General features: G+C 71.2%; 5 protein-coding genes and 1 other RNA gene. 4 read left to right on the top strand and 2 right to left on the bottom strand.

Annotation, left to right across the window (positions count from 1 at the left end; all coding sequences use genetic code 11):
• A partial coding sequence (gene gndA, locus SACSA_RS0104475) for an NADP-dependent phosphogluconate dehydrogenase (protein WP_019813875.1) occupies positions 1–927 on the bottom strand: 927 nt, incomplete at its 3' end.
• A 111-nt stretch (positions 928–1,038) separates the two neighbouring features.
• Here gndA and SACSA_RS0104470 point away from each other — a divergent pair.
• Complete coding sequence (locus SACSA_RS0104470) at positions 1,039–1,896, top strand: helix-turn-helix domain-containing protein (RefSeq protein ID WP_019813873.1); 858 nt, start codon at positions 1,039–1,041, stop codon at positions 1,894–1,896.
• Between the two features lie 28 nt (positions 1,897–1,924).
• Here the strand turns inward: SACSA_RS0104470 and SACSA_RS0104465 are convergent, their stop codons facing one another.
• Positions 1,925–2,113 carry a hypothetical protein gene (locus SACSA_RS0104465; protein ID WP_028661539.1) on the bottom strand — a complete coding sequence of 63 codons (189 nt, stop codon included), beginning with the start codon at positions 2,111–2,113 and terminating at the stop codon, positions 1,925–1,927.
• Between the two features lie 238 nt (positions 2,114–2,351).
• Here SACSA_RS0104465 and SACSA_RS0104460 point away from each other — a divergent pair, with 238 nt between their 5' ends.
• From SACSA_RS0104460 to SACSA_RS21460, 3 genes are all read left to right on the top strand, one after another.
• Complete coding sequence (locus SACSA_RS0104460; RefSeq protein ID WP_019813869.1) at positions 2,352–2,603, top strand: DUF397 domain-containing protein; 252 nt, start codon at positions 2,352–2,354, stop codon at positions 2,601–2,603.
• Between the two features lie 129 nt (positions 2,604–2,732).
• An RNA gene (ffs, locus tag SACSA_RS24365) (signal recognition particle sRNA small type) lies at positions 2,733–2,825 on the top strand.
• Between the two features lie 101 nt (positions 2,826–2,926).
• The coding region (locus tag SACSA_RS21460) for a DNA polymerase III subunit gamma and tau (protein ID WP_019813866.1) at positions 2,927–4,310 on the top strand (1,384 nt) is incomplete at its 3' end.

Below are 4,310 nucleotides of genomic sequence, written 5' to 3'. Positions count from 1 at the left end.
CGCGCGGGACGGACCGGCCAGGCCGCGGGCGGCCGAGCGCAGCCCGGTGTGCCCGGACAGCGACCGGGCGAAGGTGGCTTCGGCGATGCCGGTGATCGGCACGCCGAGTTCGAGCCCGTTCTGCACCGTCCAGCGGCCGGTGCCCTTCTGCTCGGCCTCGTCGGCGACCACGTCGACGAACGCGGCGCCGGTGGCGGGATCGGTGTGTGCCAGCACCTCGGCGGTGATCTCGATGAGGTAGGAGTCGAGCCGTCCGGTGTTCCAGGTGCGAAACACCTCGGCGATCCGCGCGGGCTCGTAGCCGAGAGCGCCCCGCAGCAGGTCGAACGACTCGGCGATGAGCTGCATGTCGGAGTACTCGATGCCGTTGTGCACCATCTTCACGAAATGGCCCGCCCCGTCGGGGCCGACGTGGGCACAACACGGCTCACCGTCGACCTTCGCGGCGATGTCCTCGAGCAGCGGCCCCAGCGAGGCGTAGGACTCGGCCGAGCCGCCGGGCATGATGCTGGGCCCGTGCAAGGCGCCCTCCTCGCCGCCGGAGACGCCCGCGCCCACGAAGTGCAGCCCGCGTTCGCGCAGCTCGGCCTCGCGCCTGCGCGTGTCGGCGAAGTGGGCGTTGCCCGCGTCGATGATGATGTCACCGGAGTCGAGCAGCGGGGCGAACTCGGAGATCACGTTGTCGGTGGCCTCGCCCGCCTTGACCATCACGACGAGCTTGCGCGGGCGCTCCAGCACCTCGACGAACTCCCGCGCGGAGTAGGCGGGGACGAACTCGCCCTCGGAGCCGAACCGCTCGACCAGCTCCCGTGTGCGGTGCTCCGACCGGTTGTGCAACGCCACCGCGTGCCCGTGCCGTGCCAGGTTCCGTGCCAGGTTGCGTCCCATCACCGCGAGGCCGGTGACGCCGATGCTCGCCTTCGTCATATCCGCACCCTACGCCCACCGCCGGACTGCGCGGCGTGACCGAAATCGGCGCGGGCCCATCCGGAGGAGTGATAGGTCCGAGCGTGCCCGACGCGGTAGTGTCGCGGCGCCATGGCCAGTACCGTCACCTCCCGCCGCAAGCAACTCGGCAACGAGTTGCGGCACGCCCGCATGTCGGCCGGCTACACGCAGCAGCGGGTGGCCGAGATCCTGGGCTGCACCCAGGGCAAGGTCAACAAGATCGAATCGGGATCGGTCGGGGTCAAGCTCGGCGATGTCCGCACGATGCTCGACTCCTACGGCGTCTCGGGCGAGGAAGCCGACACCCTGCTCGACCTGGCCCGGGCCGCCGCCGGGCAGCGCGGCCAGTGGTCGGGCTACCGGTCGGTGGTGCCGCACTGGTTCCGCACGTTCACCGACCTCGAACCCGCCGCCGCCGAGATCATGACCTGGCACGGCGAGCGCGTGCCGGGGCCCTTGCAGTCCGAGCACTACATGCTCAAGCAGTTCACCGAGTTCGGCGCCACCGACGTGACCGCGCTCGTGCGCAACCGGCTCGACCGCAAGGCCGTGTTCGACCAGCAGCAGCCGCCGTACTACCGGTTCATTCTCAGCGAGGCGGCGCTGCGCCGGGCCCCGGGCGGCCACGCGCCCGCGGTGATGCTCGACCAGGTTGAGCACATGCTCGAGCTCGACCGGCGCGAGCGGGTGTACGTGCACGTGCTGCCGTTCGACGCGAAGCTGGCCTCGGTGCCCAACGACTTCACCATCATGCGGTTCCCCGACCGCACCCGGGACTTCGTCTACATCGAGCACTCCGCGGGCGGGATCTACCTCGACGACGTCAAGGACTTCCAAATCTTCGTCGACGCCTGGGACCGCCTGCGCGGCGCCGCGCTGGAGCGCAACGAGACGCGCGAGTTCCTCACCAGCCTGGCACGGCGCTACCGCGAGTCGTTCGCGAGCTGACGCGGGCGGGTCCGCCGTCGCGGGACGGTCAGGCCCGGCAGAGGTAGCGCAGGGTGAGCGGGTCCTCCACCAGCACGAGCGGGCCCGGGTCGCGGCGTGTCGAGAGCCGGACGAAATTGAGGCCGAACCCGCGCCGCGCGCGGCGCGGCAGCTTCCGCTCGACCTTCCGACCTGTCCGTGACGGCTTCACCGGCTCGACATCGAGTCGCACGGCCATGAGTCGCACCATCCCCCACTGTTGTTGTCGATCTCTCAGAAGACCGACCCCGATACGTCGCCTGTGTCTCCCTGTAGGTAGGAATAATCGTAGACGCGCAATAATCATGCTGTCGACCCGATCGATTGAATGTCGCACGGATGGAGGCATCCGTTGGTCGGATCGGCGTTCTGGCGGCGGCATGCCCCCTGCCACGGACACGTGGGGTAGTCGTCGTCACCGTGTACGGAGGTATGCCATGGCCGATTATGCCGGGAAAGACGTCTACGACCCGACCACGGCCGCGAGCATGTTCGATCCCTCGGCCTGGCGGAAGTCGTTCGCCAGCGAGCCCAACGGGGGCAACTGCGTCGAGGTGAACCTCGGGCGGGGCAAGGTCGGGGTGCGGGACACGAAGCTGTCCGACAGTCCCGTCTTCGTCTTCGACGAGGGCGAATGGGACGCCTTCCTCGTCGCCGTCAAGGCGGGGCAGTTCGACCTGCCCCGCTGAGGCCTCGCCGGGGCGAACTCCCGCCCGCCTCGCCGGGGCGCTGTCCGGGTGTGGTGCCCGCGTAGCCGGCGACGGGCCGCCACGACGGCCCCGCCGGTGCCCGGGTCGTGCCACTGGCCTACACTGGCCCACGGACCCCCGCGGCGCCCATCCTGTGAACCTCCCCAGGGCCGGAAGGCAGCAAGGATAAGCGGGCTCTGGCGGGTGCGGGGGTCCCCTTCTCGCCCTCTCGGGCGATCTCTCCAGGTCGGCGCCGCGCACGGCATGCCGGACGCGGCGGTGCCAGGGACGAAAAGGTCGGCCTCGGCCGGTACTCTCGCGGCGTGGCACTCGCGCTGTACCGCAAGTACCGACCCTCGACGTTCGGCGAGGTCGTCGGTCAGGACCACGTCACCGAGCCGTTGCGCACCGCGCTGGCCTCCGGCCGCATCAACCACGCGTACCTGTTCTCCGGCCCGCGTGGCTGCGGCAAGACCTCGAGCGCGCGCATCATGGCGCGCTCGTTGAACTGCGTCGAGGGCCCCACACCGGAGCCGTGCGGGGTCTGCGGCCCGTGCGTCGCGCTCGCCCCGGGCGGGCCGGGCAGCGTCGACGTCACCGAGCTCGACGCGGCCAGCCACAACGGTGTCGACGACGCCCGCGAGCTGCGCGACCGCGCGTTCTACGCGCCGGCGGAGTCGCGCTACCGGGTGTTCGTCATCGACGAGGCGCACATGGTCACGCCGCAGGGATTCAACGCCCTGCTCAAGATCGTGGAGGAGCCGCCCGAGCACCTGATCTTCATCTTCGCCACGACGGAACCGGACAAGGTCCTGCCGACGATCCGTTCGCGCACGCACCACTACCCGTTCCGGCTGATCCCGCCGAGCGCGATGCGCGAGCTGCTCGAGCGCAACGTGACGGCCGAGGGGATCGCGGTGGAGCCCGCCGTGTATCCCCTGGTGATCCGCGCGGGCGGTGGATCGGCCCGGGACACGCAGTCGGTGCTCGACCAGCTCATCGCGGGTGCGGGGCCGGAGGGCGTGACCTACGAGCGCGCCGTCGCGCTGCTCGGGGTCACCGACGTGGCGCTGATCGACGCGATGGTGGACGCGCTGGCGGCCGAGGACTCCCGCACCGTGTACGGCACGGTGGAGCGGCTGGCCGAGGCGGGGCACGACCCGCGCCGCTTCGCCAGCGACCTGCTGGATCGCCTGCGCGACCTCATCCTGCTGCGCTCGGTGCCCGAGGCGGCCGAGTCGGGACTCGTGTCGGCTCCCGAGGAGCAGATCGAGCGCATGGTGAGTCAGTCACGGCGGCTCGACCCCGGCACGCTGACCCGGTACGCGGAGATCCTGCACAGCGGACTGCTCGAGATGCGCGGCGCGACCTCGCCCCGGCTGGTGCTCGAGCTGTTGTGCTCGCGGATGCTGCTGCCGCAGGTCTCCACCGACGAGGCGTCGCTGCTGCAACGGCTGGAGCAGGTGGAGCGCAGGCTCATCGCGGGCGGAACCCCGGTCCAGCCGGGGCAGGACCCGCCCGGCGGAACCCGGGCCGCCGAGAACCGGGGCGGTGCCGACCCGGCCGGGCAGGCGCGAACGGCGTCGCCGGAGCGCGTGTACGAACGCCCCTCGCAGCGCGCCCGCGACCGTGCCGAGGAGCCGCGAGCGGCGGCCGGACCTCCAGACGGCGCGGCGGCGCCCGAGCGATCAGCAGGGCAGTCCGGGT

Origin of the sequence: Saccharomonospora saliphila YIM 90502, assembly GCF_000383795.1 — a bacterium.
GTDB classification, from domain to species: domain Bacteria; phylum Actinomycetota; class Actinomycetes; order Mycobacteriales; family Pseudonocardiaceae; genus Saccharomonospora; species Saccharomonospora saliphila.
This window is presented reverse-complemented; position numbering and strand designations above follow the sequence as displayed.

What these genes read in the sequence shown, in the direction of transcription:
- SACSA_RS0104470 (WP_019813873.1), top strand. Translation starts at nt 1,039, where the DNA reads ATGGCCAGTACCGTCACCTCCCGCCGCAAGCAACTCGGCAACGAGTTG.
- SACSA_RS0104465 (WP_028661539.1), bottom strand. Translation starts at nt 2,113, where the DNA reads ATGGCCGTGCGACTCGATGTCGAGCCGGTGAAGCCGTCACGGACAGGT.
- SACSA_RS0104460 (WP_019813869.1), top strand. Translation starts at nt 2,352, where the DNA reads ATGGCCGATTATGCCGGGAAAGACGTCTACGACCCGACCACGGCCGCG.